The 24,383-nt window shown below is 71.8% G+C and carries 21 protein-coding genes; 9 read left to right on the top strand and 12 right to left on the bottom strand.

Going from position 1 to position 24,383, the window contains the following annotated elements; genetic code table 11:
- Positions 1 to 5 precede the first annotated feature (5 nt).
- Positions 6 to 419 (bottom strand): SsgA family sporulation/cell division regulator, encoded by a 414-nt coding sequence (locus tag ACH47Z_RS34440; protein WP_399080829.1) that lies wholly within the window; start codon positions 417 to 419, stop codon positions 6 to 8.
- 347 nt (positions 420 to 766) lie between these two features.
- Between ACH47Z_RS34440 and ACH47Z_RS34445 the strand changes: the two genes are divergently transcribed.
- Positions 767 to 2,194 (top strand): PP2C family protein-serine/threonine phosphatase, encoded by a 1,428-nt coding sequence (locus tag ACH47Z_RS34445; protein ID WP_399080831.1) that lies wholly within the window; start codon positions 767 to 769, stop codon positions 2,192 to 2,194.
- Between the two features lie 53 nt (positions 2,195 to 2,247).
- On the opposite strand, the gene ACH47Z_RS34450 is transcribed toward ACH47Z_RS34445, so the two are convergent.
- Positions 2,248 to 3,741, bottom strand: a complete 1,494-nt coding sequence (locus ACH47Z_RS34450; protein WP_399080833.1) for a hypothetical protein — start codon at positions 3,739 to 3,741, stop codon at positions 2,248 to 2,250.
- 257 nt (positions 3,742 to 3,998) lie between these two features.
- Here ACH47Z_RS34450 and ACH47Z_RS34455 point away from each other — a divergent pair, with 257 nt between their 5' ends.
- Both ACH47Z_RS34455 and ACH47Z_RS34460 read left to right on the top strand, forming a co-directional pair.
- On the top strand, positions 3,999 to 5,135 hold the full coding sequence (locus tag ACH47Z_RS34455) for an aminoglycoside phosphotransferase family protein (protein WP_399080835.1): 1,137 nt from the start codon (positions 3,999 to 4,001) through the stop codon (positions 5,133 to 5,135).
- Between the two features lie 260 nt (positions 5,136 to 5,395).
- Entirely contained in the window at positions 5,396 to 7,366 is a 1,971-nt protein-coding gene (locus tag ACH47Z_RS34460; RefSeq protein WP_399080837.1) for an N-acetylmuramoyl-L-alanine amidase, read from the top strand.
- Positions 7,367 to 7,377: 11 nt separating this feature from the next.
- Here ACH47Z_RS34460 and ACH47Z_RS34465 read toward each other — a convergent pair whose 3' ends face one another.
- The 7 genes from ACH47Z_RS34465 to ACH47Z_RS34495 all read right to left on the bottom strand — a co-directional run bounded on the left by ACH47Z_RS34465 (position 7,378) and on the right by ACH47Z_RS34495 (position 14,107).
- Positions 7,378 to 7,875: a hypothetical protein gene (locus ACH47Z_RS34465; protein WP_399080839.1), complete on the bottom strand. Its 498-nt coding sequence runs from the start codon at positions 7,873 to 7,875 to the stop codon at positions 7,378 to 7,380.
- Between the two features lie 712 nt (positions 7,876 to 8,587).
- The gene (locus tag ACH47Z_RS34470; RefSeq protein WP_399080841.1) at positions 8,588 to 9,490 is read right to left on the bottom strand and encodes a universal stress protein; all 903 of its coding nucleotides are present in this window, start codon (positions 9,488 to 9,490) and stop codon (positions 8,588 to 8,590) included.
- A 122-nt stretch (positions 9,491 to 9,612) separates the two neighbouring features.
- Positions 9,613 to 9,855, bottom strand: coding sequence for a DUF397 domain-containing protein (locus tag ACH47Z_RS34475; protein WP_399080843.1), 243 nt, complete (start codon positions 9,853 to 9,855; stop codon positions 9,613 to 9,615).
- Between the two features lie 103 nt (positions 9,856 to 9,958).
- Positions 9,959 to 11,125 (bottom strand): thiolase domain-containing protein, encoded by a 1,167-nt coding sequence (locus tag ACH47Z_RS34480; protein WP_399080845.1) that lies wholly within the window; start codon positions 11,123 to 11,125, stop codon positions 9,959 to 9,961.
- Entirely contained in the window at positions 11,122 to 12,192 is a 1,071-nt protein-coding gene (locus tag ACH47Z_RS34485) for a thiolase domain-containing protein (protein ID WP_399080847.1), read from the bottom strand. Before ACH47Z_RS34485 ends, ACH47Z_RS34480 begins: the two co-directional genes overlap by 4 nt.
- Positions 12,189 to 13,130: a Zn-ribbon domain-containing OB-fold protein gene (locus ACH47Z_RS34490; protein WP_399080849.1), complete on the bottom strand. Its 942-nt coding sequence runs from the start codon at positions 13,128 to 13,130 to the stop codon at positions 12,189 to 12,191. The genes ACH47Z_RS34485 and ACH47Z_RS34490 overlap by 4 nt, the downstream gene beginning before the upstream one ends.
- 176 nt (positions 13,131 to 13,306) lie before the next feature.
- Positions 13,307 to 14,107 (bottom strand): crotonase/enoyl-CoA hydratase family protein, encoded by an 801-nt coding sequence (locus ACH47Z_RS34495; protein WP_399080851.1) that lies wholly within the window; start codon positions 14,105 to 14,107, stop codon positions 13,307 to 13,309.
- Positions 14,108 to 14,296: 189 nt separating this feature from the next.
- Between ACH47Z_RS34495 and ACH47Z_RS34500 the strand changes: the two genes are divergently transcribed.
- Entirely contained in the window at positions 14,297 to 15,931 is a 1,635-nt protein-coding gene (locus ACH47Z_RS34500) for an acyl-CoA synthetase (protein ID WP_399080853.1), read from the top strand.
- A gap of 154 nt (positions 15,932 to 16,085) precedes the next feature.
- Complete coding sequence (locus ACH47Z_RS34505; protein WP_399080855.1) at positions 16,086 to 17,735, top strand: sulfatase; 1,650 nt, start codon at positions 16,086 to 16,088, stop codon at positions 17,733 to 17,735.
- A gap of 39 nt (positions 17,736 to 17,774) precedes the next feature.
- On the opposite strand, the gene ACH47Z_RS34510 is transcribed toward ACH47Z_RS34505, so the two are convergent.
- A complete protein-coding gene (locus ACH47Z_RS34510; protein ID WP_399080856.1) occupies positions 17,775 to 18,479 on the bottom strand; it encodes an alpha/beta fold hydrolase in 705 nt (234 codons plus the stop codon).
- A gap of 37 nt (positions 18,480 to 18,516) precedes the next feature.
- Positions 18,517 to 19,383: an alpha/beta fold hydrolase gene (locus ACH47Z_RS34515; protein ID WP_399080858.1), complete on the bottom strand. Its 867-nt coding sequence runs from the start codon at positions 19,381 to 19,383 to the stop codon at positions 18,517 to 18,519.
- A gap of 191 nt (positions 19,384 to 19,574) precedes the next feature.
- Between ACH47Z_RS34515 and paaK the strand changes: the two genes are divergently transcribed.
- The 4 genes from paaK (at position 19,575) to ACH47Z_RS34535 (ending at position 22,863) form a co-directional block, all read left to right on the top strand.
- A complete protein-coding gene (gene paaK, locus ACH47Z_RS34520) occupies positions 19,575 to 20,879 on the top strand; it encodes a phenylacetate--CoA ligase PaaK (protein WP_399080860.1) in 1,305 nt (434 codons plus the stop codon).
- A gap of 57 nt (positions 20,880 to 20,936) precedes the next feature.
- Positions 20,937 to 21,269 (top strand): ArsR/SmtB family transcription factor, encoded by a 333-nt coding sequence (locus ACH47Z_RS34525; RefSeq protein ID WP_399080862.1) that lies wholly within the window; start codon positions 20,937 to 20,939, stop codon positions 21,267 to 21,269.
- 106 nt (positions 21,270 to 21,375) lie between these two features.
- Positions 21,376 to 22,272 carry a TIGR03620 family F420-dependent LLM class oxidoreductase gene (locus ACH47Z_RS34530; RefSeq protein WP_399080864.1) on the top strand — a complete coding sequence of 299 codons (897 nt, stop codon included), beginning with the start codon at positions 21,376 to 21,378 and terminating at the stop codon, positions 22,270 to 22,272.
- A 33-nt stretch (positions 22,273 to 22,305) separates the two neighbouring features.
- On the top strand, positions 22,306 to 22,863 hold the full coding sequence (locus ACH47Z_RS34535) for a S1 RNA-binding domain-containing protein (RefSeq protein WP_399080866.1): 558 nt from the start codon (positions 22,306 to 22,308) through the stop codon (positions 22,861 to 22,863).
- Here ACH47Z_RS34535 and ACH47Z_RS34540 read toward each other — a convergent pair.
- On the bottom strand, positions 22,860 to 24,356 hold the full coding sequence (locus tag ACH47Z_RS34540; protein WP_399080868.1) for an acyl-CoA synthetase: 1,497 nt from the start codon (positions 24,354 to 24,356) through the stop codon (positions 22,860 to 22,862). The genes ACH47Z_RS34535 and ACH47Z_RS34540 overlap by 4 nt on opposite strands.
- Positions 24,357 to 24,383 lie beyond the last annotated feature (27 nt).

The raw sequence follows: 24,383 nt of genomic DNA on the forward strand, positions 1-24,383 counted from the left end.
GCTGGTCACACCCCGCCGAACAGGGCGCTCAGTCCCCGTTCCACCACCCTGGTGACGTCCTCCTGCCCGGGTGCCACCACCTCGTAGGTACACAGCAGGAAGCGACGCAGGCCGAGGGTGTGGAACTGCAGCAGGGCGAGGCCGTGGGGCGAGTGGAACTCGATCACCGTCCAGGTGCGGCCGTAGGGCCAGATCTGCACGTCCCCGTGGCCGGCCGGGGCCCGCAGTCCCTGGTCCAGCAGGGAGCGCGCGAAGGTCCAGGTGACGTCCTCGCCCTCCAGGGCGGCCTCGGCGGGGAAGTCCACGAAGACGGCGAGCGGATCGTCCGTGGTGTAGCGCAGCGTGGCGGACACGGGGATCTCCTGGTCCTCCGCGGTGACGAGCCGGGCGAGCACGGGCTGTTCGACAGTGGTGTCCATGCTTTTATGGAGTCCGCGAAAGCGCTTCACATACCGCCAAATCCGGTCAGAGTTCGGCGGGTACAGGCCGGTCGGCATGACGGGCGAACACAAGCGCGTCGAACATGCGCGTGAGCGCTACACGAAGATCGCCGGCGCGGGCCAACTCTCGTAGGCTTTCTACGACTTGGGGCGCCTGGCGCGTACGTCATTCGTGCCCGCGGATCGCTCCGGGAAGACTCTGGCATATGCCGGAAGCACCACCGTATCGTGTGTTGCCAAATCCCTTACAGGGCGTCGCGGGCTGTGCCACAGTCGTAACGGTCCCCCGTCCTGCTTCGCCGTATCGTCCCCCATCGGAGTGCGTCATGCCGTCCCCAGTCTCCGCGGGCCGCCCAGCCGCCCAGCCGCCCGGACGCGGCTCGGTCGAGGCGTTGATAACGCAGGCGCGGCGGCTCAGGGGCGACGTGGACGCCGTACGGCGGGACACCCCGAGCGACGGCACGGACCCGGAGGAACGCTGGCAGCGCGCCCTGTACGACCTCGCGCTGCATCAACTGAACGACCTGGACGCCCACCTGGCCCAGCTCCGGGACGGCCCGGAGCCCCCGGCCGAGCCCGCCACGGCGCAGGGATTCCACGCCGCGCCGGCCGTCACCCCGCGCGGCTCGCTGCTCAGCCGGGTCGGCACCGCGGAGTGGAACCTGCTGACGGACGAGGCGACCTGGTCCGGCGAGCTGTACCAGATCCTCGGCCGCGACCCGGCCGACCCCGCCCTCACCCTGGACGAGCTGCCCTCGCTGCTCCTGGAGGAGGACCGGCCGAAGCTGACCGCGATGGTGACGGGCTGTCTGGTCGACGGCAGGCCGATCGACGGCGAGTTCCGTGTCGCACGGCCGGACGGCTCGGTGCGGACGGTGCACATGATGGGCGAGCCCGTGCTCGGCGCCGACGGCGGCACCTCCTCGATGTGGGCCGTGCTGCGGGACGTGAGCGAACTGCGCCACAGCCAGCGGACGGTGCGCGAGACCCATGACTCGCTGCAGCGGCGACGCCGGCGGGAGCGGACCGAGCACCGGATCGCGGCCGAGCTGCAGGAAGCCGTGCTGCCGTCGTGGCTCGGCTCCCTGAGCCTCCCGCAGCCGCGACCGCGCGCCCTCGACCTCGCCGCCCACCATCTGCCGGCGGAGACGAGCACGCTGATCGGCGCCGACTGGTACGACGCGCTGGATCTGCCCGACGGCGAGACCCTGCTCAGCGTCGGCGACCTCACCGGTCACGGGGTGGCCGTCGCCTCGGGCATGGCGATGCTGCTCGGTGCCGTACGCGGGATGGCGCTGGCCGGCACCCGGCCCGGTGAACTCCTCGGGATGCTCAACCGTTTACTGGACGCCACCGTGCAGCCCGCCCTGGGCAGCGCCGTCTGCTGCCGCTACCGGCCCGAGACCCGCACTCTTCTCTGGGCCCAGGCAGGACACCCCGCCCCGCTGCTGTACCGCGACGGGACGGGGCGCGTGCTGACCGCGCCGGACGGTGTGCTGCTCGGCGCGACCTCGGGTGCCGTCTACGGGCAGGCCGAGGAGACCCTCCAGCCGGGCGACCTGCTGCTCCTGCACACCGACGGGCTCGTACCGGGCCGGATCACCACGGCGGCCGTGGACCGGCTGCTCGACCTCGCCCCACGGTTCGGCACGGCGCGCACCGCGCAGGACTGTGTCCGGACGGTGGTCGAGGAGTTCGGCGGAGCCGGGCGCGAGGACGAGGCATGCGTGCTCGTCGCCAGGGTCACCGAGTGAACTGACCACAGTGACAGGTGAGTTGCGCGCACGGGCCTCCTGTGCCCGTGCGGTCACGCCTGTGCGCTGTTGCCGCCCTTGGCCCTCGGCTTGGGCAGGGCGTTCCTGATCTCCTCCCGCAGTTCGTGGATCTTCGGGTACTCGGCGTACTGGGCGGTGAGCTGGTACATCTGGCGCAGCCGGTCCCAGGTACGACGGGAGGAGTTCGAGCCCATCGACATCAGGGCCAGCCGTGCGAAGCGGTCGGCCTGTTCCGGGTCGTCGGCGATGAAGCAGGCCGACGCCATGGACAGATGGTCGAAGATCTTCGACCGCTCCCGGCCGTCGATGCGCAGCGCGAGCGCCTTCTCCGCGTAGTGCTGGGCGTGCACGGCCGCGGCCGGGTCGAACTCCGCGAGCGTGCGGTAGGCGAGGGCCTGCATGCCGTACAGGTCCTCGTCCCTGAAGGTCTGCATCCAGTCCGGCTGCTCCTCGCTCGGCCGGTCGGAGACGAAGAGGTCCTCCGCCCGGCCGAGGGTGCGGCGCATGGCCTGGCCCTTGCCCATCGACGCCTGCGCCCAGGCCTCGATGGTGTGGAACATCGCCTTCGTACGCGGCTGCAGGCGGTCGCCGGAGCCGGACTGGGCGAGTTTCATCAGGTCCAGCGCGTCGTCGGGCCGGCCGAGGTGCACCATCTGCCGGGCCGCCCGGGACAGGGCCTCCCCCGCGCGGGGGCGGTCGCCGCCCTCGCGGGCGGCGTGGGCGGCGATGACGAAGTACTTCTGCGCCGTGGGCTCCAGGCCCACGTCGTGCGACATCCAGCCCGCGAGGACCGCGAGGTTGGCCGCGACGCCCCACAGGCGGCGCTGGAGATGGGGTGGATGGCGGTAGGCGAGCATGCCGCCCACCTCGTTGAGCTGGCCCACGACCGCCTTGCGCTGAAGCCCGCCGCCGCGGGCCGCGTCCCAGGCGCGGAACACCTCGACCGAGCGCTCCAGTTCCTCGATCTCCTGCGACCCGATGGGGGCGGCCTCATAGCGGTCGAACCCAGCGGGGTCGGCGTGCAGGGGGTCGTCGAGGACGGGGGCGTCGGCCTTCAGGGCCGGGTCGGTGTGCAACCAGTCGTGCATGGCGCTGCTGAGTGTGGATCCCGCGGCGAGCGCGGCACCCGCGCCCACCAAGCCGCGTCGGTTGAGCATGAGGTCCATTCCCGTGAATTCGGTGAGGACCGCGGCGGTCCGTTCGGGCGCCCACGGCACGCCGTCGGGATGTTCCTCGATCCCGTCGCCCTGCCGTTTCCCGTTACGCCCGTGCCGCACCAGACCGAGGTCCTCGATGGTCACGACACGGCCGAGACGCTCGGTGAACAGGGCCGCCAGCACCCGCGGCACCGGATCGCGCGGGATCTCTCCCATGTCGATCCACCGCCGCACCCGGGAGGTGTCGGTCGACAGCTGGGGGTGGCCCATGGCCGCCGCCTGCTTGTTGACCAGCCTCGCGAGTTCGCCCTTCGACCAGCCGGCCAGGCCGAACAGGTCCGATAGGCGGGTGTTGGATTGTCCGCTCACGTCAAGCCCCCAGGTTCTCGGCTGAGTTGACAGTAGACCCGCGGAGGTTGCCGGGCGACTATTCGCCACGGTTCGCCAGGGTGCGCCAGATGGTGTGCCACTGCCCATCGGGTGTCGAGTAGGAACGCGCCACCCCGACCCGGTCTCCCGTCAATATGACAGGGGCATTCCCCAGGGTGCCCAAGGCGGCCGGGCCGGGTTGCGCGCAAGGTTTTTCAGGCAGGCACCGCAGGCACACGAAGGGATCTGTATCTCCCATGTACGCAGCATCGTCCTCCGTGTCCGCCCCGCCCCGGCCGCTGCGTCCCCGCCCGGCGGGCGGCGGGCCGTACCTCGACCCGGTGGCGCGTCCGGGCGGGCCCGCGCCGGTCGCGGGCCGGCTCCGGCGGGTCCCGGGCCAGCCCGGTACGCCACCGCTCAGCGGGAGACTCGACTTGTCCGGCCCCCAGGGCGCCCAGCTGCGCGCCGCCATCAACTCGGTGCACCGGATCTGTCCGGAGTTCGCACCGGTGCAGGTGCTGCGGCGCAGCGGGCGGTCCGTGCTCATCGTCGGGACGACCGGGCGCAGTACGGCCGTGGCCAAGTGTCTGCTGGACCAGTCGCCGGCCTGGGCCGAGCGGATCCGCCACGAAATAGCCGCATACCGCTCGTTCGTCCGGCACCGGCCCCCGGTCCGTGTGCCCCGGCTGATCGCGGCGGATCCGGACAACTGCACCCTGGTGATCGAGCGGACGGCCGGCCGGGTGGCGGCGCTGCAGCGGCATCCGGTGGAGGCGCCACCGCGCCCGGACATCCGGGCCGCGCTGGGCGCGATCTGCCGGGTGAACGCCTGGCGGCCTCCGGCGGGCACGTTCGACATGCCGCTGGACTACGGCGCCCGGATCTCCCGGTTCCACGAGCTGGGCCTGCTCACCGACCGGGACCTCGGCGACCTCCAGAAGCTGCTGCACGGCATCGCCCACGAGGTGGGCCGGCACGGCATGCTCCAGTTCTGCCACGGCGACGCCCTGCTGTCGAACATCCTGTTGTCCCCGGCCGGTCCAGTGCTGGTGGACTGGGAGCACGCGGGCTGGTATCTGCCGGGGTACGACCTGGCGACGCTGTGGCTGGTCCTCGGGGACGCGCCGGTGGCCCGGCGTCAGATCAGCCAGATCGCCCAGTCGGCGGGCCCTGCCTCCCGGGACGCCTTCCTGGTGAATCTGATGCTGCTGCTGACCCGGGAGATCCGTACGTACGAGACGGCCGTGCAGCGTTCGATGCACGAGGCGGCACCGGGTACGGCCCACCCGGGTGCCGCGCCGTCCGGCGAGGAACAGCGGCTGCTGCTCAGGCGGCTGCACGACGACTGCCAGATGGCCCGCAAGGCCGTACGGGCGGCCGTCGGCACTCGCTGACGGGAACGACGGGTCCGCGGTGCGCCAGAGCGGCGGCGCATCGCGGACCTTCGTGCGTCCGGGCCGGGCGAGGCCACTGGTGTATGCCAGTGACGCCCCGCAGGCCCGCGACCCATCTTCGCGAAACTCGCCGAAAACCCTCCGTGACATGGGAAATCACCGATCCGAATGCATGATTGACGGATCGTCGGCTAGCGGGTACCACTGACCCAGCTCGGCGCCGCACGCCCCGCCACGCCCGCCCGTCACAGGAGGCCGCATTGCGAGGTTCCGCCACCGATCCCACGTCCACACCCCACAGACATCTCCGCCGCGCCGCCGCCCCTCTGGCCACCGCGGCCCTGCTGTTGCCGCTGCTCGGCGCGGCTCCCGCGCAGAGCGCGTCCGGCTCCTCCGCGGGCCGGCTCCAGCGGGCGTTCGCCACCGCCGCGGCCGAGTACCACGTACCGCAGAGTGTCCTGCTGGCCGTCTCCTACCTGCAGTCCCGCTGGGACCGGCACGGCGGCGCGCCCAGCGTGGCCGGCGGCTACGGGCCCATGCATCTGACCGACGCCCGGACCGCCGTCGCCACCACGGAGCACTACGCCGAGGGCACCGAGGACGCCCGCGGCGACGGCGCCCGTACGGCCGTACACCCCGACATCAGGGTGCCGGCCGAGTCCGCGCTCCCGGCCCGGCTGAGGACGCTGCCGCAGGCGGCGGAGCTGACGGGCCTGTCCGCCGAGCGGTTGCGCACCGACCCGGCGGCGAACGTGACCGGCGGCGCCGCCCTGCTCGCCGCCGCGCAGCAGCAGCTGGGAGAGCCGCTGAGCACCGATCCGGCCGCCTGGTACGGCGCGGTGGCCCGCTTCTCCGGCGCGGACGACACGGCGACGGCGGCGACGTACGCGAACGACGTGTACGACGTCCTGCGCACGGGCGAGGAACGCACCACGGACGACGGCCAGCTGGTCGTGCTGGCCGCCCAGCCGCGGCTGACCGCCGACACGGCCCAGCTGAAGCGGGCCGGGCTGCGCACGCTGCCCACGGACGGCATCGAGTGCCCGAAGTCGGTGTCCTGCGAGGCCGTGTGGGCGCCGTACTCCCAGTTCGGCAACAACGACTACGGCAACCACGACCTCGGCGACCGGCCGGTGTCCCAGAGCATCAAGTACATCGTCATCCATGACACGGAGGGCACCTGGGACGGGGTGCTGCACCTGGTCCAGGACCCGACCTATGTGTCATGGAACTACACGATCCGCTCCACGGACGGTCTGATCGCCCAGCATGTGAAGGCGAAGGACGTGGCCTGGCACGCGGGCAACTGGTACGTCAACGCCAAGTCAGTCGGCATCGAGCATGAAGGTTTCCTCGCCAACCCGGACGCCTGGTACACGGAGGCGATGTACCGCTCCTCGGCGCGGCTGGTGAAGTACCTGAGCCGGAAGTACGGCATCCCGCTGGACCGGCAGCACATCCTGGGCCACGACAACGTGCCCGGCCCGACCACGTCGACCATTCCCGGCATGCACACGGACCCGGGCCCGTACTGGGACTGGCGGCACTACTTCGAGCTGCTGGGCCACCCCTTCAAGCGCACCGCCGGCAAGCGGTCCGGCCTGGTGACGATCCTGCCGGACTACGCCGCCAACCAACCGCAGTACACGGGCTGCACCACGTCGGGCCAGCCGTGCACGGCGCACGGCTCCAGCGAGGTGCGCCTGTACACGGACCATGACACGAACGCCCCGCTGATCAAGGACATCGGCCTGGGCAAGGACCCGACCACCGGCGTCAACGACCTGTCCTCGCGGGCGTCCACCGGCCAGCAGTACGCGGTGGCGGACCGATGGGGCGACTGGACGGCCATCTGGTACCTGGGCCAGAAGGCCTGGTTCGAGAACCCGCGCACGGCGCCGACGGCTGTCGCGGCGAGGGGCCTGGTGGTGACGCCGAAGGAGGGCGTGGCGAGCGTCCCCGTCTACGGCCGCGCCTACCCGGAGAAGGAGGCCTTCCCGACGGGCGTCCCCGCACAGTCGGTCGTGCCGCTGCCGTACACGATTCCGGCCGGACAGAGGTACGTGGTCGGTGACGAGGTGCCGGGCGAGTACTACTACTCGGTCACCTTCACCGCCGACTCGCACCGGGTCGTGGTGGGCAAGGACCTGTACTACGAGATCCAGTACGGCCACCGGGTCGCCTTCGTCCGCGCGGCGGACGTCACCCTGGAGGGCTCGCCCGGCCGGTGACCGCCGCTGTCTCAGCCCTGCTGGAAAAGCTCCGCCGGGAGCGGCTTCAGCAGGGCGTACAGGTCGTCGGTGATGGGGCGGTCCCAGGCGGCGATGGTCACGAGGACGCCGTCGCTGCGGTCGAACTGGACGCAGGAGATCCGGCCCTCGGACAGCTTGAGCCGCCGCACGATCAGCAGGTTGTCACCCTGGAGGACCGGGGTGTCCTCGATGCCGACGACGGTGACCTCCTCGTCGTTCTCCAGCGCGAGCAGCAGCTGGCCCACCTCGAAGGGGATCTCGCCCTCGGCGACCTCGCGGGCCGGGGAGCCCTCGGGGAGATTGCCGATGATCATCGCGGGGCCGCGGCCGCCGAAGAGGTCGTAGCGCAGAAAGACGCCCTGGCAGGTGCCGTCGGGAGCGGGCAGCAGCCCCGCCCCGAGGTTACCGGGCCAGTCACCCGGATCCATGGCCAGCACGTCGAAGTCGGGTCCGGCAGGAGTGGCGCTGCGGCGACGGAGGAACGACATGCGGCCATGGTACGTGCCCCTGCCCCAGGGGGTGACCTGCGGGCACCCGGTCGGGGGCGGTGTGGATCGCCGACGTGCCGGGCCGTCGTGGCCGAGGGCGGGCTCCTCCCGGTGCACGGGCGAGGCGCGAGCGGCCGCAGGAGGGGTGGACCGGCTGGTGAGCCCGGCCGTGCGGGGCGGTCCCGGCGTCCTTGGCGGGTACGCGCGCGTGGTCCGCGACCATGTGCCCGGACAGCACGTGCGGGCCGTCGACCGGGTACGCCCGGGGGGCACGGGCCGGGCGGGGCTCCCGGCGCGGCACGATGGCGCACGACGGTGCTGCCGTGCTCAGCACAGCCGTCGCCGCACGCGCTTCCCCACTCCTCCGGGGAGGCCGGCGATACGGCCGCGATGGACCCGCCACGGCTGCCGCGTGCGCGGCCTCGGCATCGGCGGCTTGGGTCCGGCGGCCGCGCACGCGGGGCCCGTGGCACGGTGCGGTTGATGGCCCCCTGCACGCCACGCGACCGGACCCACCGAGCAGCCCGACCGGTCCAGGATCGCGTCGGAATCGGCGGCTTGGGCTCGGCGGACGTGCACGCGGCACCCGTGGCACGCTGCGGCTGATGGCCCCGCACGCCACGCGATCAGACCCACCAAGCAGCCCGACCGGTCCAGGATCGCGTCGGCGTCGGCTTGGGTTCGGCGGCGTCTATGCGGGGCGGTGGGTGTCTCACTCCTCCGGTGGTGCCGGTGGTACGACCGCGATCGGGCTGGCCGCGTGGAGGAGGACGGCCTGGGCGACCGAGCCCATCATGCGGGCCGGGGCGAGGAAGCGGCGGCGGTGGCGGCCGACCACCAGCAGGTCGGCGTCCTTGGAGGCGGCGACGAGGTGGCCGGCCGCGTCGCCGGGCAGGGCCTCGGTGTCGGCGCGGACGTCGGGGTGCCGCTTGCGGTGCGAGGCGAGGAAGCCCTCGGCCAGCGTGCGGGTCTCGCTCTCCACAGCGTTCTGGTCGATCGCGGGCGGCATGAGCTGGCCCGGCGCGGACCAGGTCTGCACCGGCCACGGGTACGCGGCGATGACCTGTACCCGGGCCGCGCGCAGGGCGGCCTCGGTGAAGGCGAACGCGAGGGTGGCGTCGTCGGGGCTGTCGACGTGCAGGCCGACCACCACCCGGGGCCCGGGCTCGGCCGGCCCGTCGCCGTGGACCTCCCGGCCGGGCCGGGGTACGACGACCACCGGGCACTCGGCGTCCCGGGCGGCGGCAAGGCTGTTGGAGCCGAGCAGCAGGCTGGCGAAGCCGCCGCGGCCCCGGGAGCCGAGGACCAACAGCTCGGCGTCGCTGCCGAGTTCGGGCAGTACGGCGCCCGGTACGCCCTCCAGGGCGACGTACTCCACGGCGGGTTCCCCGGCGTCGCCCGTGAGCCGGGCGCGGACCCCGTCCAGGACCGGATCGCCCTCGGCGTCGGGCGGCCCGGCGACCAGCACGTCGGCCTGTCCCCAGGCGGCGTACTGCCGGACGTGCACCACCCGCAGCGGTGCCGCGCGGCGCCGGGCGGCGTCGACGGCCCAGTCCAGCGCGCGCAGGCTGTCGTCCGAACCGTCGACCGCGGCGATGACCGGCGCAGTGCTCATCGTTGCTCACCTCCGGAACACGACCTTCCCCTTGCTGGGGCCAGCCTGACGCAGGCGTCGGTCCCAGCGGGGCCCTGCCGGTCGCGTGTCCGGAAATCCGCCCGGAACACTCCCGGTGTGGCTCAGGTGAGGTCGAACTCCCCCTCGCGCGCGCCGGAGACGAAGGCGCCCCATTCGGCGGGCGTGAAGATCAGGGAAGGGCTCTCCGGGCGGCCGCTGTTGCGCATCGCGATGAAGCCCTCCACAAACGCGATCTGGACATCGCCCAGACCCCGGCTGCTGGACTGCCATTCGGCGTCGCTGAGGTCGAGGTTCGGCTTGTCCCAGCCCGCGAGCGGCTGATGCTGGATGGTGCTCTCGGCCACGTCCGTGCTCCTCCCGGTTCGTCGTCCGCGGCTCAGCCTAGCGACCGGTCACGACGGCCGACAGGCCATGTGGGAAGGACTTCGGCCAACCACCGGCAGTCGCTCAGGCGTTGGGCGGGTTCGATCCCACGAGCCACATGGAGAAGAACTGCGAGCCACCGCCGTAGGCGTGCCCGAGGACCCTCCGGGCGCCGTCCACCTGGTGTTCCCCGGCCCGGCCGCGCACCTGCAGCGCCGCCTCGGCGAAGCGGATCATGCCGGAGGCGCCGATGGGGTTGGCGGACAGCACACCGCCCGACATGTTGACGGGCAGGTCCCCGTCGAGTTCGGTCACGCCGGACTCGGTGAGCTTCCAGCCCTCACCCTCCTCGGCGAAGCCCAGGTTCTCCAGCCACATGGGCTCGTACCAGGAGAACGGCACGTACATCTCCACGGCGTCGATGTCCCGGCGCGGGTCGGCGATACCGGCCTGCCGGTAGACGTCGGCGGCGCAGTCCCGGCCGGCCCGTGGGGAGACGAAGTCCTTGCCGGCGAACAGGGTCGGTTCACTGCGCATGGCGCCGCCGAGCATCCAGGCGGGCGGCCTCGGCGCGCGGGCGGCTCCGGCGCGGTCGGTGAGGACCATGGCGCAGGCGCCGTCGGAGGAGGGACACGTCTCGGAGTAGCGAATGGGGTCCCACAACATGGGTGAGGCCACCACCTTCTCCAGCGTGATGTCGTGTTCGTGGAGGTGGGCGTAGGGGTTCTTTAGGGCGTTGCGCCGGTCCTTGTAGGCGACGAGTGCACCGATGGTGTCCGGGGCCCCACTGCGTCGCATGTACGCGCGCACGTGCGGGGCGAAGAAGCCGCCCGCCCCGGCGAGCAGGGGCTGCTGGAAGGGGATGGGCAGGGACAGGCCCCACATGGCGTTCGACTCGGACTGCTTCTCGAAGGCCAGGGTGATTACGGTGCCGTGGACGCGGGCGGCGATCAGGTTGGCGGCGACCAGCGCGGTCGACCCGCCCACCGAACCGGCCGTGTGGACCCGCAGCATCGGCTTGCCCACGGCACCCAGCGCGTCGGCGAGGTACAGCTCGGGCATCATGACGCCCTCGAAGAAGTCGGGCGCCTTGCCGATGACGACGGCGTCGATGTCGGCCCACGTCAACTCGGCGTCGTCCAGCGCTTTTTGTGCCGCCTCGCGGACGAGTCCGGCGATCGACACGTCCCGGCGGGCGGCCACGTGCCTGGTCTGGCCGATGCCGGTGACGGCCACGGGCTCCTTGCTCATCGTGGATCCCCTTCGAGTACGGCGACCAGGTTCTGCTGGAGGCAGGGGCCGGAGGTGGCGTGGGCGAGGGCGCGGTCGGACTCGCCGCGGTGGATGCGGGCGGCGGCCTCGCCGATGCGGACGAGTCCGGCGGCCATCACGGGGTTGGCGGCGAGCGCCCCGCCGGAGGGGTTGACGCGCACGTCGTCGCCGAGGCGCAGCGCCCGGCGCAGGATCACCTCCTGGGCGCTGAACGGAGCATGCAACTCGGCGGTGTCGACGGGCCGTTCGAAGGCACCGGCCTTTTCGGCGGCGAGCCGGGCGGACGGTGAGTCGGTGAGGTCGCGGACGCCGAGGCCGTGCGCCTCGATACGGTGGTCGATGCCGCGGATCCAGGCGGGCCGTGCGGCGAGCTGACGGGCCCGCTCGCCCGCCGCGAGGATCACGGCGGCGGCGCCGTCGCCGACGGGCGGACAGTCGCCGGTGCGCAGCGGCCGTACGACGTAGTCGCCCTGTGAGACCCGGCCCTTGAGCTGGGCGTGCGGGTTGGCTTCGGCATCGGCCCGGCTGCGGGCGCCGACGGCGGCGAGCGCCGGTTCGTCGGTGTGGCCGGCGTCTATGAGGGCCTGCGCCTGGAGGGCGGCCAGAGCTATGGAGTCGGGCCACAGGGGGGCGACGTAGTACGGGTCGAGCTGCCGGGTCAGTACGTCGCGTACGGAGCCGGGTGAGGACTTGCCGTAGGCGTAGACGAGCGCGGTGTCGGCGTCGCCGGTGAGCAGTTTGGTCCAGGCCTCGTACAGGGCCCAGGCGCCGTCCATCTCGACGTGCGACTCGGAGATCGGCGGCCAGGCGCCGACGCCGTCGAGGGCGAGGGTGAAGGAGAAGGCGCGGCCGGCGAGGTAGTCGCTGGAGCCGGAGCAGGTGAAGCCGATGTCGGCGGTCTTCAGGCCGGTCTGCGCGAGGACGTCGTGCAGCACCGGCATGAGCATCTCGACCTCGGAGGACTCCGCGGTGGAGCGCCGGTGGTCGGTCTGGGCGAAGGCGATGACGGCGATGTCCCGGGCGGCCGGGGCTTCTTCGCTGGTCACAGCAGCTCCTTGTACGTCTCGTAGTCCGCGTCGGGCTCGCCGGCGGGCCGGTAGTGGTCGGGGTAGCGGCCGCCCTCGGTCCACACCGGCTCGACGCGCAGGCCCATGCGCACCTGGTCGTAGGGGATGCCGCCGATCCGGGCGTGCAGGGCGAGGTCGGCGCCGTCGAGGGCGATGTGCGCGTAGACGTAGGGGACCTCGATGTCGAGGTTCTTCGCCTTGATGTTGACGATGCAGAAGGTGGTCACTGTACCGCGCGGCCCTACTTCGACCTGTTCCGCTGTGGCGACACCACATGTGGGGCACGCACCCCTCGGCGGGACGTACACCTTGTGGCAGGAGGGGCAGCGTTCGCCGACAGTCCGCCGACCGGAGAGGGCGTCGATGTAGGCGGACTGGGCACGGCCGGGTGAGTAGGTGTAGTCGAGGCGGGCGGGGGTCACGATCCCGGTGAGCGGGTTCTCGAACTCACCGGTGTGGCGGCCGGGTTGCCCGGGTTCCCCGTCGTACGGCTCGAAGCAGGCGATGTCGGTGATGGCGCCGGTGCGCTCCCCGGCCCAGCGGATGCGCACCCGCATGCCGGAGTGCACGGTGTCGGGGCCGGGGGCGTCGAGGGCGTGCAGCAGGGCGGTGTCGGCGCCGTCGAGCCGGACCAGGACCCAGGCGAAGGGGGTGCCGAGGGGCTGGCCGGGGCGCGGGGCGTGATTCCAGGCCCAGGTGGTGACCTTGCCCGTGGGGGCGACCGCCACCAGGTCGCGGATCTCCTCGGCGGTTGCGGGGTCGTACTCGACGGGTGGGACGAGGGTGCGTCCGTCGCTGGTCTTCACGCCGAGGACGACCCGTTCGCGCAGGCCGGTGAGGAAGGCGCTCTGGACGGGGCCGAGGGAGCGGGTGAAGGGGAACTCGACGACGAGGGGTGCTTTGAGGACTTCGGGCATCGGGAACGTGCCTCCTTCGAGCAAGGTCGGTGAGGGCGCGCCCAAAGGGGCGCGGGGCAGTGACATACACGGCTCCGCCGCGACGGTGGCCCCCGGGTTCGAGCGGAGCCGGGAACTCGGGGGAGCGACCAGCCACGCACGGCCCGCGGCGTCCGCACCGCACCTCCAGCGGAGCGTTACGCGCGCTTGTAGACGGGGGGCCGCTTCTCCGCGAAGGCGCGGGCGCCCTCCTTGGCGTCGACGGTGTCGAAGACCGGCCAGCCACGGGCGAGTTCGGCCGCGAGGCCGTCGGTCTCCGTCAGTTCGGCGGTCTCGTACACCGACGCCTTGACGGCCTCGACGGCGAGCGGGCCGCAGGCGTTGATCTGCTCGGCGATCTCCAGGGCCGCCTCGAACGCGGTGCCGTCGGGGACGACATGGCCGATCAGGCCGATGCGGGCGGCCTCCTCGGCGGTGTACGGCCGTCCGGTGAGCAGCATCTCCAGGGCGTGGGTGCGCGGGATCTGGCGTTGCAGGCGGACGGTGGAGCCGCCGATCGGGAACAGTCCGCGCCGGACCTCGAACAGGCCGAAGGTCGCGGACTCGCCCGCGACCCGGATGTCGGTGCCCTGGAGGATCTCGGTGCCGCCCGCGACGCAGTACCCCTCGACGGCGGCGATCACCGGTTTGCGCGGGCGATGGTGGCGCAGCATCGCCTTCCAGTGCAGGTCGGGATCGGCCTTGAGCCGGTCGCGGTAGTGCTCGCCCTGCATGCCGTTCCCGGCGAGCGCCTTCAGGTCCATCCCGGCGCAGAAGGAGCCGCCGGACCCGGTGAGCACGATCGAGCGGATCGCGTCGTCCGCGTCGGCCTCGAGCCAGCCGTCGTGGAGGCCGACGAGCATCGGAAGCGAGAGCGCGTTCCTGGCGTCGGGCCGGTTGAGTGTGAGCACCAGTGTGGCGCCCTCGCGCCGCACGGTGAGGTGTTCCGTCCCGCCCATGGGCCATCCTCCCTCGGTGAGAACGAGAACAGGTTGCAGTAGCCGGGGAGGCACTTCAAGGGTTTTCTGACAGTCAGTCAGATTTGTTTGGTGCGGACCCTTCACAGTTGCGGCGCCCTTTGCTCTGATGACCGGCGAAGCGACGGTTCTCACCTTTCTTCGTCGGGGCTGCCGGGGTCAGGAGGAGCGGTGGAGTACAACCTTGCCGATCTGTTCGAGTCGGTCGTCGACGTGGCCGCGGACCGCGAGGCGCTCGTCTACCTCGACCATCCGGGCACCGGCGCGGAGCGCCGCCTGACCTACGCCGAGCTGGACGCGGCCGCCAACCGTGTCGCCCACCACCTCATCGACAGCGGCATCCGCCCCGGGGAGCATCTGGGCCTCCACCTGTACAACGGCGTCGAGTACCTCCAGACGGTACTGGCCTGCCTGAAGGCCCGCGTCGTCCCGGTCAACGTCAACTACCGCTATGTCGAAGAGGAGTTGGTGTACCTCTATCGGGACGCCGATCTGGTCGCCCTGGTCTACGACGCGGAGTTCGCGGACCGGGTGGCGGGGGCGCTGCCGCGGGCGCCGGGGCTGCGGCATCTGCTGTGCGCGGGACGGGACGCGTCCGGGGTACCGGGGGCGGCCGGGGTCCCGGGCGCGGTGCCGTTCGCGGACGCGGAGGCCGCCGGGTCGCCGGAGCGAGGCTTTCCGGCGCGCTCCGGGGACGACCAGTTCATCATCTACACGGGCGGCACGACGGGCATGCCCAAGGGCGTGATGTGGCGTCAGGAGGACCTTTTCTTCGCAGGGTTGGGCGGTGGCGCGCCGACCGGGGAGCCGGTGAAGACGCCGGAGGAGCTTGCCGAGCGGGTCGCGGCCAGCGGCACGGGGATCACGTTCTTCCCCACTCCCCCGCTGATGCACGGCACCTCGACGCTGACCGCGTTCATCGGCTTCAACTTCGGCCAACGCGTCGTCCTGCACCGCAAGTTCGTGCCCGAGGAGGTGCTGCGGACCGTCGAGAGGGAGAAGGTCACCAGCATGTCGCTGGTCGGCGACGCGATGCTCCGGCCGCTGATCGACGCGCTCGGCGGACCGCTGAAGGGCACGGACTGCTCGGCCCTGTTCAGCGTCTCCTCGTCCGGCGCGATCATGTCGGAGACGGTGCGCCGACAGTTCCGGGAGCTGGTCCCGAACGCCATGCTGCTGAACAACTTCGGCTCCTCCGAGTCGGGCTTCAACGGCACGGCGACCGAGGACTCCGGGCCCGAGCGGGGCTTCCGCATCCGGGTCAACTCCCGTACCCGGGTGGTGGATCCGGCGACGCACGAGCCGGTCGCGGCGGGCGAGGTCGGCCGGGTCGCCCAGTGCGGCCATGTGCCGCTCGGCTACTACAACGACCCGCACAAGACCGCCGAGACGTTCTTCGAGAAGGACGGACGGCGCTGGGTGCTGCTCGGCGACATGGCGACGGTGGACGAGGACGGCGTGGTCACGGTGCTCGGGCGGGGCTCGCAGTGCATCAACACCGGGGGCGAGAAGGTCTATCCCGAGGAGGTCGAGCAGGCGCTCAAGGCGCATCCGGACGTCTACGACGCGCTCGTCGCCGGGGTGCCGGACGCCACGTGGGGCAACCATGTGGCGGCCGTGGTGCAGCTGCGCGAGGGAGCGTCGCGCCCCTCCCTGGCCGACATCCAGACCCACTGCCGTACCCGGCTGGCCGGTTACAAGGTCCCGCGCCAGCTCGTGATCACGGAGTCCGTCCAGCGTTCCCCGAGCGGTAAGGCCGACTACCGGTGGGCGCGGGAGGTGGCGGTGGCGGCGGACCGGCCGTAGGTCCGGGGTGTCCCGCGGCTTCGATCGCACCGGAGGATTACTCTGTGCGCACGATCCATGTCATCCAGCCACATAAAGTGACGGACGATCGTACGAGTGATGCCGGTCCCGGTCTCCCGTGCCGGCGCCCGGCCCCGCGCGGAAGGACCCTCAGGTGTCGCACCCCACGCCTCGGCACGACCGGATCCGGCGAGGGGTGATCATCGGTACGACCGTGCTCGCGGTCGCCGTCCTGCTGGGCGCGCTGGTGCTGCCGGACCAGCCGGATCACCTCACGCCCAAGGCGTTCGTACGTCTGCCGGCCGAGGGCATCCTGCTCGCCGTCCTGCTGCTCATGGCGCCCGCCCGGGTGCGGCGGGCCGGGGCGGTGGCCGCCGGTGTGCTGATCGGGCTGCTCACCCTCCTCAAGTGCCTCGACCTGGGCTTCTATTCGGTGCTGTACCGACCCTTCGACCTGGTGCTGGACTGGGGACTGCTGGGCAACGCGGCGGACTATCTGCGGGCGACGTCCGGCCGGGCGGGTGAGCTGGCCGCCATCGCCGGTGCCGTGCTGCTCGCGGTCGCGGTCCTCGTCCTGACCACGGGCGCGACGGTCCGGCTGACCACGCTGATGGCCCGGCACCGCGCCCGGGCGGTGCGCGGCACCCTCGTGCTGGGCACCGTGTGGGTCACGAGTGTGGTGCTCGGCCTGCACAGTGCCGGGCAGCCCGTGGCCGCCACGCTCGACGCCGATCTCCTCGGCGACCGCGCCCATCAGGTCCGCGCCTCGCTCGCGGACGCCCGGATCTTCCGGCGCCAGGCCGCCGTCGACGCCTTCGCCCACACCCCGGCCGACCGGCTGCTCACCGGCCTGCGCGGCAAGGACGTGCTGTTCACCTTCGTCGAGAGCTACGGCCGCTCGGCGATCGAGGACCCGGCGATGGCCCCGCGGATCGACGCGGTCCTCAAGGAGAGCACGGCGAGTCTGAAGGCTGCCGAGTTCCAGGCGCGCAGCGGCTGGCTGCGCTCGCCGGTGACGGGCGGCGGCAGCTGGCTCGCCCACTCGACGTTCCTGTCCGGGCTGTGGATCAGCAACCAGCAGCGGTTCCGCAGCCTCACCTCCAGCGACCGCGCCACCCTCACCGGTTCCTTCCGCAGGACCGGTGCCTGGCGCACGGTCGGCGTCGTGCCGGGTGTGCTGGTGGCCTGGCCGGAGGGCCGGTACTTCGGCCTGGACCATGTCTACGACGGCCACCATCTCGGCTACCACGGCCCGGACTTCGGCTGGTCACAGGTGCCAGACCAGTTCGCCCTGGACACCTTCCGGCGCGAGGAGTTCGGGAAGGCGGGCCGGGGCCCGCTGATGGCGGAGATCATCCTCACCTCCAGCCACTACCCCTGGGGGCCCGTGCCGCGCATGGTCGAGTGGGCGAAGCTGGGCGACGGCTCGGTCTTCCAGCAGATCAGGCGCGAGGGCAAGTCCCAGGAGGAGGTCTGGAAGACCGCGGAGAGCGTGCGCACCGAATACCGCACCTCCATCGAGTACTCGCTGCGCTGCCTCGTCGAGTTCGTCCAGCGCTACGGCAACAAGAACACGGTCCTGGTCTTCCTCGGCGACCACCAGCCGGTGCCGACGGTCACCGCGAACAGCCCCCGCAAGGACGTGCCGGTCACCGTCGTCGCCCACGACCCCCGGGTGCTGGACCGGATCTCCGGCTGGGGCTGGACGGAGGGGCTGAAGCCCGCCGCGAACGCCCCCGTCTGGCCGATGGACGGCTTCCGTGACCGCTTCCTGACGGCGTACGGGCCCCAGCCGGGCCGGTGACGGGACCTCCATCGGGGTTTCGACGGCGCCCATGTGTCCTCAGCGGCCGAGGAACTCCTCCACCACGGCCAGGAACTCCTCCGGGCGGCTCTCGTGGACCAGGTGCCCGGCGTCGAGGGTCACGAGCGAGGCGTCCGGGATCAGGCCGGCGAGCTGCGCCACCTTGTCCTGCGGGATGAGGCTGGTGTGGCCGCCCCCGATGACCAGCGTCGGCATGGTGATCCGGCCCATGTGGTCCCGCCACACAGGATCGGGCGCGTTGCGCTGCTCGTCGGTGGCCCGCACCATCGCCCAGTCGAACGGCAGCTCCCCCTCGGGCCGCGGGGCGGGCGGCCGAGGCGGGTCGAGCGGCACCGGTGCGCAGACGTCCTCCAGCACCAGGCGCCGTACGACATCCGGGTGGTGCTGGGCCAGCAGACAGGCGACGAGGCCGCCCAGCGAGTGGCCCACGACATCCGCGCGGTCGACACCGACGGCGGCCAGCAGGGCGCGCACGTCGTCGCTCATCGCCTCCACCGCGTACTCCCCGGGCCAGCCGCTGTGTCCGTGGCCGCGCAGGTCGGGGGCGTACACCCGGCGTGGATCCGGTGGTGCCGCGAGGCGTTCGGCGACGGTCGTCCAGTCGGCGCCGTCGGCTCCCCGGCAGTGCAGCAGCAGGACGGGCGGGGCGTCCGCCGGGCCCCAGCTCCGGCAGGCCAGGGTGATGCCGTTCGCCTTGACGATCTGCGGCTGCGCGGTGTCCATGCCGGGCACGCTAGCCGGGCGGGCCGCTCCCGGGCGCCTACTCTGCCGAGGGCAGAACGGAGTCCGCGGGTCCGTCGAGGAACGCGAGGAGACGGCTCACGAACCACTCCGGGTCGTCCAGCCAGGGGTAGTGACCGGCGCCGGGCTGGACGGTGAACTCGGCCCTCGGGAAGGCCTCGGCGGCACGGCGGGCGAGGCCCGGGCGCGGGCCGCCGTCGACGTCGCCGGCGTACACGAGGACCGGTGCGGTCAGGGTGGCGAGAGCGGCCCGGGTCGTGTCGGGAGTGAAGGCCCCGTCGGCGAAGTAGCGCCCCTCCGCCTCCTCGTTGGTCTGCTCGAGCTCGGCGTCCGCGTGCGCCCGGGCGGCGTCGTCCCAGCGGCCGTAGAAGAACGGCACGAACGCGTCGTCGAACTCCGCCTCGCCCGTCAGCCAGGCCCGGAAGGCGGGGAAGGCCTCCGCGAACCAGGGCTCGTCCGCACGCAGCGGGGCAGCGGCCAGCCGGTCCTCGGGCGTCCCCCGCATGCCCAGCGCGGATGGGTTGGGGGTGATCAGCAGCAGGCGGCGTATCCGCTGCGGGTAGCGAGCCGCGTAGAGCATGGCCAAGGCGGCACCCGCCGAGTGGGCAAGCAGATCCATGTGCTCCAGGCCCATGTGCGCGCGCCACGCCTCCACGTCCTCGACCATCCGGTCGCAGCGGTACGTCGCCGGGTCCGCCGGTACCGCGGAGTCGCCGGTGCCCCGCAGGTCCAGCAGGGCCAGCCGGCGGTGCGCGGCCAGTCCGCCGAGGTCTCCGAGGTAGACCGAGGCGCGCATGGGACCGCCGGGCAGGACGGCGACGGGATCGCCCTCGCCCCGCAGGTGGTAGGCGAGCAGGGTGCCGTCTGGCGCGGTGAAGGTCGGCATGGGCGCGATCATGTCGGTCCACGCGGGCGAGGTGCAACGTTTTTGCGCCGGGGACACCGCAGCGGAACGGTCGTGCGGAAATTCCGCGCAGCCCTCTTGCCTGATGGCGGACGGCCTGAATTACTGGCCCCGAACAGATCGACCGAATGATCGGTCGTCCGGAATGTACGGTCGGCGAGGGAGACGTCTCGATGGCGGATGCGACGGACCTGCTCGACACGGGCGAACGGCTCGGGCCCGACGAGCTGCGGGCGCTTCAGCTGGAGCGGCTGCGCGCCTCCCTGCGGCACGCCTACGAGCACGTGCCGTTCTACCGGGAGTCCTTCGACAAGGCCGGCGTCCATCCGGAGGACTGCCGCTCGCTCGCGGACCTCGCCCTCTTCCCGTTCACGACCAAGGCCGATCTGAGGGAGCACTACCCGTACGGCATGTTCGCGGTGCCCCGGGAGCAGATCCGCCGACTGCACGCCTCCAGCGGCACCACGGGGCTGCCCACGGTGGTCGGCTATACGGACAACGACCTGTCCATGTGGGCCGACATGGTGGCGCGCTCACTGCGGGCAGCCGGCGCGCGACCCGGTGACATCGTCCATGTGGCCTACGGCTATGGGCTGTTCACCGGTGGTCTGGGCGCCCACTATGGTGCCGAGCGCCTGGGCTGTACGGTCGTCCCGGCCTCCGGCGGCATGACGGCGCGGCAGGTGCAGCTGATCCGGGATCTGAAGCCGACCGTGATCATGGTAACCCCCTCCTACATGCTCACGCTGCTGGACGAGTTCGAACGGCAGGGTGTGGATCCGCGCTCCACCTCGCTGCGGGTCGGCGTCTTCGGGGCCGAGCCGTGGACCGAGCAGATGCGGCGCGAGATCGAGGAGCGGTTCGCGATCGACGCCGTCGACATCTACGGGCTGTCCGAGGTGATCGGCCCCGGTGTGGCACAGGAGTGCGTGGAGACCAAGGACGGGCTGACCGTGTGGGAGGACCACTTCTATCCGGAGGTGGTCGACCCGATCACGGGCGAGGTGCTGCCGGATGGCGAGCAGGGCGAGTTGGTGTTCACCTCGCTGACCAAGGAGGCCATGCCGGTCGTCCGCTACCGGACCCGGGATCTGACCCGGCTGCTGCCCGGTACGGCCCGGGTGTTCCGGCGGATGGAGAAGGTCACCGGGCGCAGCGACGACATGGTGATCCTGCGCGGGGTGAACCTGTTCCCGACCCAGATCGAGGAGATCGTGCTCCGCACGGCCGGCGTGGCGCCCCACTTCCAGCTCCGGCTGACCCGGGAGGGCCGCCTGGACCGGCTGACCGTCCGGGCCGAGGCCCGCCCGGACGCACCCCCCGAGGCACGGGAGGCGGCGGCCCGGTCCATCGTCGCCGCCGTGAAGGACGGCATCGGAGTCTCCGTCGACGTGGAGATCGTGGAGCCGGAGTCGCTGGAGCGGTCGGTGGGCAAGATCCGCCGGATCGTGGACCTGCGGTCGCGGGACGCGGGGTAGCGCGGGGGCGGTCGTATCGACGTACCTCGAAACATCGTCGGCCTATACTCCGGAGCCATGACGGACACCGCCCCCACCCCGGACCCGGACCTGGTCAACGCGCTGCGGGCGCTGTCCAACCCGATGCGGCTGCAGATGCTGCGCTGGCTGCGTGAGCCCGAGCGGCACTTCCCGATGGAGAAGGCCATCGCCGACCCGGCCGAGGTGGGTGTGTGCGTGAGCCACATCCAGGCGAAGGCGGGGCTGGCCCAGTCCACGGTGTCGGCCTATATGGCCGAACTCCAGCGCGCGGGTCTGGTCCGGGCCACCCGGGTGGGCAAGTGGACCCACTACAAGCGGGACGAGCAGCGCATAGCCGACCTCGTCACGGAGCTGGGCCAGACCCTCTAGTCGACCAGGAAGCGCAGGTGAGGGCACCGGCCCTTGCGCTTCATATCGAGAATCTGCGATATTCCGATTCATCGATCGCATCGGGACGACGTGGGAGAGAGACACGATGGCGGGGAAGAACGGCCTGGATCTCGGCACGTTCGGGATCTACACCTTCGACTTCGAGCACCAGCCGGCCGCGCGGATCCGGGATTCGGTGCAGGGGCTGGAGGACCTGGGCTGGCGGGCGCTGTGGATTCCGGAGGGGCTCGGCCGGGACGCGTTCACCCACGCCGGCTATCTGCTCGCCTCCACCCGGCGGCTGACCGTGGTCAACGGCATCGCCCAGATCTGGTCCCGGGAGGCCCGCTGGACGTACGGCTCGGCACTGCTGCTCGCGGACGCCTACCCGGGCCGGCACGTGCTCGGTCTGGGCTTCGGCGGTCGCCCCAGGCCGGGGGTCAAGCCGCTCGGCGCCATGGCCGGCTATCTCGACGAACTGGACGCGCTGGGCACGGCGCAGATCACCAACCCGCGTCCCGCCACCCCGCTGCGGCGACTGCTGGCCGCGTACGGCCCGAAGATGCTGGAACTGGCCCGCGACCGCGCCGACGGGGCCCAGACCTACCACGTGAACGTGGCCCACACGGCGCAGGCCCGGGAGATCCTCGGCCCGGGCGCCTTCCTGGCCGTCGAGCACGCCGTCCTGTTCGAGACCGAGCCGGACCGGGCCCGCGCCGTCGCCCGCGAGCATCTGCGCGGCTACCTCGAAACCCCGTACAACATCGCCAAGTTCCGCCGCCTCGGCTACACCGACGAGGACCTCTCGGCCGGCGGCAGCGACCGCTTCGTGGATGACCTGGTGTTCTGGGGCGACCCGGAGACGGTCGTACGGAAGCTGACCGGCCATGTGACGGCGGGCGCCGACCACGTCGCCGTACAGGTGATCGGCGTCGAGCCGGGCGGATCGGCGCTGCCGCACTGGCGGTTGCTGGCCGACGCGCTGCTGCCGGCCAAGGCCTAGGCCAGTACAACTCCGCGTGAAAGACTGGCCGGCATGGACTGGCGGTCCGAGCACCCGGAACTCCGGGCTTTCCTGGAATCACTGCACCGCGGCGAACTGCTGTCCGGCACCGTCGCGGCGATCGAGCGGTTCGGTGTGTTCGTGGCCCTGGACGACGGCCCCGCACACCCCGACTTCCCCGGCGTCGGCTTCATCACGATCCCCGAGCTGTCCTGGACACCCTTCGCGACGGCGTCCGACGTCGTGCGGGTCGGGCAGCGCGTCACCTGTGAGTTCCTGCAGTTCGACACCAGGAACCTGGAGGCCAGGCTGTCCTTGCGAGCGACCCGGCCGGATCCCTTCCAGGAGTTCGCGGACGGCGTCGCGGTGGGACAGAGACTGCGCGGGCCGGTCACCAAGCTGGTTCCGTTCGGCGTCTTCGTGCGGGTCGCCGACGGCATCGAGGGACTGGTCCACCTGGAAGAGCTCTCTTCGCCGCCGGCGCAGGCGCCCTCGGAGGTCGTCCAGGTGGGCGACGAGATCACGGTCGTCGTCACCGCCCTCGACCGGGAGCGACGCCGCCTGTCGCTGTCCCGGCGCCGGGTTGGCTAGCCGCTGAAGCGGTCCCGCAGTTCGCGTTTGAGGATCTTGCCGCTGGCGTTGCGGGGCAACTCGTCCACGAACAGGACCCGTTTGGGCGCCTTGAAGGGTGCGAGTTTCTCCTTCACGTGCGTGATGAGCTGATCCTCCGTCACCTCGCCGCGTGGGACGACGACTGCCGTGACGGCCTCGATCCAGTGGTCGTCGGGCAGGCCGATCACGGCGGTCTCGGCGACGGCCTCGTGAGTGTACAGAGCGTCCTCGACCTGACGTGAAGCCACCAGTACGCCACCGGAGTTGATGACGTCCTTCACGCGGTCCACGATCGTAAAGTAGCCGTCGGCGTCGCGGACCGCGAGATCACCAGAGTGGAACCAGCCGTCCCGGAAGGCCTCGGCGGTCTCCTCGGGCCTGTCCCAGTAGCCCTCGCACAACTGCGGTGAGCGGTAGACGATTTCACCCGGAGAGCCGTCGGGTACGTCCCCGCCCTGGTCGTCCACGACCCGCGCGTCCACGAAGAGCACGGTACGGCCGCAGGAGTCCAGCCGGCCCTCGTGCTCGTCGGGTGCCAGCACCGTGGCGAGCGGGCCGATCTCGCTCTGGCCGAAGCAGTTGTAGAACGCGAGCTTCGGCAGGCGTGCGCGGAGGCGCTCCAGGACCGGGACGGGCATGATCGAGGCGCCGTAGTACGCCTTGCGCAGGCCCTCGAGGTCGCGGGTGGCGAAGTCGGGCCGGCCCGCCAGGCCGATCCACACCGTGGGCGGTGCGAACAGGCTGTCCACACGGCCCGCTTCGATCAGGTCGAAGAGACGGTCCCCGTCGGGTGCGTCGAGGATGATGTTCGTCGCGCCGATCGCCAGGTAAGGCAGCAGGAACACGTGCATCTGCGCCGAGTGGTAGAGGGGCAGGGCGTGCACCGGGCGGTCGCCCGCGCTCAGGTCGAGAGCCGTGATGGCGCTCAAGTACTCGTGGACCAGGGCCCGGTGAGTCATCATCGCGCCCTTGGGCAGGGCCGTCGTACCGGACGTGTACAGCAGCTGCACCAGGTCCTCGGTGCGCGGTTCCGGGCCGTCGTACGGCGCTGCCTCCGCCTGGCGGGCCAGCAGGGAGTCCTCCGCGTCCCTGAGTGGCAACACCCTTGCCCCGCCCGGAAGTCGGGCGGCCAGGTCCGGGTCGGCGACGACGAGGCTGCTGCCGGACTGGGTGACGAGATACGCCAGGTCGTCACCGGTGAGGTTCTGGTTCACCGGCACATGGACCAGGCCCGCCCGGGCGCAGGCGAGGAAGGCGATCAGATAGGCGTCGGAGTTGTGGCCGTAGGCGGCGACCCGGTCACCGCGCGTGAGCCTTTCGGCGAGCAGCACCGAGGCCGAGCGGGAGACGGCGGCGTCGAGTTCCTCGTACGTCCACCGGCGCTCGCCGTACTCCACCGCGACCCGCGCCGGGGTGCGCCGGGCGCTGCGCCGCAGCACCCCGTCAACCGTGCTGCCGTGTCCCTGCGTCATGACTCATGATCCTCGGTCCGTCACCAG

Origin of the sequence: Streptomyces sp. NPDC020192, assembly GCF_044388685.1 — a bacterium.
Classification (GTDB): Bacteria; Actinomycetota; Actinomycetes; order Streptomycetales; family Streptomycetaceae; genus Streptomyces.

What these genes read in the sequence shown, in the direction of transcription:
- ACH47Z_RS34455 (WP_399080835.1), top strand. Translation starts at nt 3,999, where the DNA reads ATGTACGCAGCATCGTCCTCCGTGTCCGCCCCGCCCCGGCCGCTGCGT.
- ACH47Z_RS34530 (WP_399080864.1), top strand. Translation starts at nt 21,376, where the DNA reads ATGGCGGGGAAGAACGGCCTGGATCTCGGCACGTTCGGGATCTACACC.
- ACH47Z_RS34510 (WP_399080856.1), bottom strand. Translation starts at nt 18,479, where the DNA reads ATGGACACCGCGCAGCCGCAGATCGTCAAGGCGAACGGCATCACCCTG.
- ACH47Z_RS34465 (WP_399080839.1), bottom strand. Translation starts at nt 7,875, where the DNA reads ATGTCGTTCCTCCGTCGCCGCAGCGCCACTCCTGCCGGACCCGACTTC.
- paaK (WP_399080860.1), top strand. Translation starts at nt 19,575, where the DNA reads ATGGCGGATGCGACGGACCTGCTCGACACGGGCGAACGGCTCGGGCCC.
- ACH47Z_RS34535 (WP_399080866.1), top strand. Translation starts at nt 22,306, where the DNA reads ATGGACTGGCGGTCCGAGCACCCGGAACTCCGGGCTTTCCTGGAATCA.
- ACH47Z_RS34445 (WP_399080831.1), top strand. Translation starts at nt 767, where the DNA reads ATGCCGTCCCCAGTCTCCGCGGGCCGCCCAGCCGCCCAGCCGCCCGGA.
- ACH47Z_RS34470 (WP_399080841.1), bottom strand. Translation starts at nt 9,490, where the DNA reads ATGAGCACTGCGCCGGTCATCGCCGCGGTCGACGGTTCGGACGACAGC.
- ACH47Z_RS34540 (WP_399080868.1), bottom strand. Translation starts at nt 24,356, where the DNA reads ATGACGCAGGGACACGGCAGCACGGTTGACGGGGTGCTGCGGCGCAGC.
- ACH47Z_RS34490 (WP_399080849.1), bottom strand. Translation starts at nt 13,130, where the DNA reads ATGCCCGAAGTCCTCAAAGCACCCCTCGTCGTCGAGTTCCCCTTCACC.
- ACH47Z_RS34480 (WP_399080845.1), bottom strand. Translation starts at nt 11,125, where the DNA reads ATGAGCAAGGAGCCCGTGGCCGTCACCGGCATCGGCCAGACCAGGCAC.
- ACH47Z_RS34495 (WP_399080851.1), bottom strand. Translation starts at nt 14,107, where the DNA reads ATGGGCGGGACGGAACACCTCACCGTGCGGCGCGAGGGCGCCACACTG.
- ACH47Z_RS34440 (WP_399080829.1), bottom strand. Translation starts at nt 419, where the DNA reads ATGGACACCACTGTCGAACAGCCCGTGCTCGCCCGGCTCGTCACCGCG.
- ACH47Z_RS34515 (WP_399080858.1), bottom strand. Translation starts at nt 19,383, where the DNA reads ATGCCGACCTTCACCGCGCCAGACGGCACCCTGCTCGCCTACCACCTG.
- ACH47Z_RS34525 (WP_399080862.1), top strand. Translation starts at nt 20,937, where the DNA reads ATGACGGACACCGCCCCCACCCCGGACCCGGACCTGGTCAACGCGCTG.